This is a genomic window from Mesorhizobium sp. M0514 (genome assembly GCF_040321145.1).
GTDB lineage: Bacteria > Pseudomonadota > Alphaproteobacteria > Rhizobiales > Rhizobiaceae > Mesorhizobium.
The window spans coordinates 1-1,147 of record NZ_JAMYQZ010000203.1 but is presented as its reverse complement, the minus strand read 5'-3'; the positions used below and the strand labels follow the sequence as shown (position 1 = coordinate 1,147).

Annotated in this window: 2 protein-coding genes; both read left to right on the top strand. The window is 63.7% G+C overall.

Annotation, left to right across the window (positions count from 1 at the left end; all coding sequences use genetic code 11):
• Positions 1-604, top strand: a 604-nt coding sequence (locus NKI61_RS32795) for a glycosyltransferase (RefSeq protein ID WP_352842419.1), incomplete at its 5' end; no start/stop codon positions are given.
• 207 nt (positions 605-811) lie between these two features.
• On the top strand, positions 812-1,147 hold a 336-nt coding region (locus tag NKI61_RS32790), incomplete at its 3' end, for a glycosyltransferase (RefSeq protein WP_352842418.1).

Genomic DNA, 1,147 nt, shown 5'->3' with positions numbered 1-1,147 from the left:
GCCGATCCTTGTCGAGGCGGGCGAGGATTACAATGATCGCTTCAATGCCTTCGTCCAGGCCGATACCGATGCCGACTATGTTTCGCTCACGCGGCTCGACAGCGACGACGCGCTGGCGCCGACCTTCATGGAGCGCGTCGAGCACTACGCGCGCCGGGAGATCGAAAAGCGTGTGGTGGACCTGCAGCCGCTCTACATTGCCTTTCCGGACGGCCAGAATTTCGACACGGCAAGCGGACGCTACACGCACCACGACTATGTCACGTCGGCGTTCGGCACGCTGGTCGAAAGGAGATCGCCGGCGATGAGCGGCGTCTACAGCGAGCACCACGCAAAAATGGCGACGCGCTTCAACACCGTCGTGGCGGCATCGAAGGGCGCGCAATGGTGCATCGTCATCCATGACAACAACGCCGCCAACGTGTTGAGGGGGAAGCCGGTCTCGGGGCCCTCCTTTACGGTGGGCCGACCGGGTGTCGAACCCGAGGTGCCAGCGCGAAGGCAAAGCGCGCCACGACAGGCAACCCAGCCCCGCATGGCGCCGCGGACCGCGGGCAACTTCATCCGGTTTCTGCTCGGACGACCGATGGCTCTGCGGAAGTAGCGGGCGCTTTACCCTCCCCCTTGTGGGGAGGGTCGATCGCGGAGCGGAGCAGGGTGGGGGTCTTCGCCAACCGTCGGCGCTCACCCCCCACCCCGTCTCGCCATCTCCGCTTCGCTCCGATTGCGCGCCGACCCTCCCCACAAGGGGGAGGGTGGCCGCTCAGCCGTTGGTTGTCGCAGATCAGCGGAATGTACTAAGTGTCGGTCCATGGACACCGGCCTGAAGAAATACATCGCCATACGCTACAACATCGCCGCTGGCTTCAAGCCAAGCCAGTGGGACGGAAAGGGCCGCGCCAATCTCGACCCGGTCTGGCTGGTCGAGCGCCTGGCGTTGTTCGACACCTATTGCGCGTCGTCGCTCGAAGGCCAGTCGCTGAAGGATTTTACCGTCCTTGTGGCGTTCGATGCCGATACGCACGAGAACTATATTCGCACCGTGTGCAGCTGCGTGGCCGGTGTCGACGTCAGGCCGATCCTTGTCGAGGCGGGCGAGGATTACAATGATCGCTTCAATGCCTTCGTCCAGGCCGATACCGATGCC